The sequence below is a fragment of the Micromonospora reichwaldensis genome (genome assembly GCF_031845925.1).
Taxonomy (GTDB): Bacteria; Actinomycetota; Actinomycetes; order Mycobacteriales; family Micromonosporaceae; genus Micromonospora; species Micromonospora reichwaldensis.
Genome location: NZ_JAVRFL010000078.1, coordinates 1 through 1,012 on the forward strand (window position 1 = coordinate 1; position 1,012 = coordinate 1,012).

Genomic DNA, 1,012 nt, shown 5'->3' on the forward strand with positions numbered 1-1,012 from the left:
GGGTGCTGCGGTGTGGGGTTTGGGTCGGGTGGTGGGTGTGGAGGTGCCGTTGCGGTGGGGTGGTTTGGTGGATTTGCCGGGGTTGTTGGATGGGGGTGTGTGGGGTCGGTTGTGTGGGGTGTTGTCGTCGGCTGGTGGTGAGGATCAGGTGGCGTTGCGGTCGTCGGGTGTGTTTGTGCGGCGGTTGGTGCGTGCGGTTTCTCCGGCGGGTGCGGGTGCGGGTTCTGCGGCGGGTGGGGGTTCGGGTGGTTTCCGGTTGTCGGGGACGGTGTTGGTGACGGGTGGTACGGGGGCGTTGGGTGCGCGGGTGGCGTTGTGGGCGGTGGGTGTGGGTGCGGAGCATGTGGTGTTGGTGAGTCGGCGGGGTGGTGGTGCGCCGGGTGTGGGTGAGTTGGTGGGGCGGTTGGAGGGTTTGGGTGTGCGGGTGTCGGTGGTGGGTTGTGATGTGGCGGATCGTGGTGCGGTGGCGGGGTTGTTGGGGGATTTGGTGGGTCGGGGTGAGCGGTTGCGGGCGGTGGTGCATGCGGCGGGTGCGGCGCAGTTGACGCCGTTGGGTGAGGTGGGTGTGGGTGAGGTGGAGGAGGTGTTGCGGGCGAAGGTTGGTGGTGCGGTGGTGTTGGATGAGTTGACTGCTGGTTTGGATTTGGATGCGTTTGTGGTTTTTTCGTCGATTGCGGGGGTGTGGGGTTCGGCGGGTCAGGTGGGGTATGCGGCGGCGAATGCGTTTTTGGATGGGTTGGTGGTGTCGCGGCGTGGGCGTGGGTTGGTGGGGACGTCGGTGGCGTGGGGGCCGTGGGCTGAGGCGGGTATGGCGGTGGGGGTGGCGGGGGAGCAGTTGAGTCGGCGTGGGTTGCCGGGGATGGCTCCGGAGTTGGCGGTGGCGGCGTTGCAGCGGGTGTTGGATGGTGGTGAGGGTCAGGTGGTGGTGGCGGATGTGCGGTGGGATCGGTTTGTGCCGTCGTTCACGGCGTTGCGTCCGTCGCGTTTGTTCACCGACATCCCCGAGGCACAG

At 67.2% G+C, this 1,012-nt stretch carries 1 protein-coding gene; it reads left to right on the forward strand.

The features are described 5' to 3' along the window. Nucleotides 1-274 precede the first annotated feature (274 nt). Nucleotides 275-1,012: beta-ketoacyl reductase (locus RM555_RS30790; RefSeq protein ID WP_311414995.1), on the forward strand; the 738-nt coding region annotated here is incomplete at its 3' end.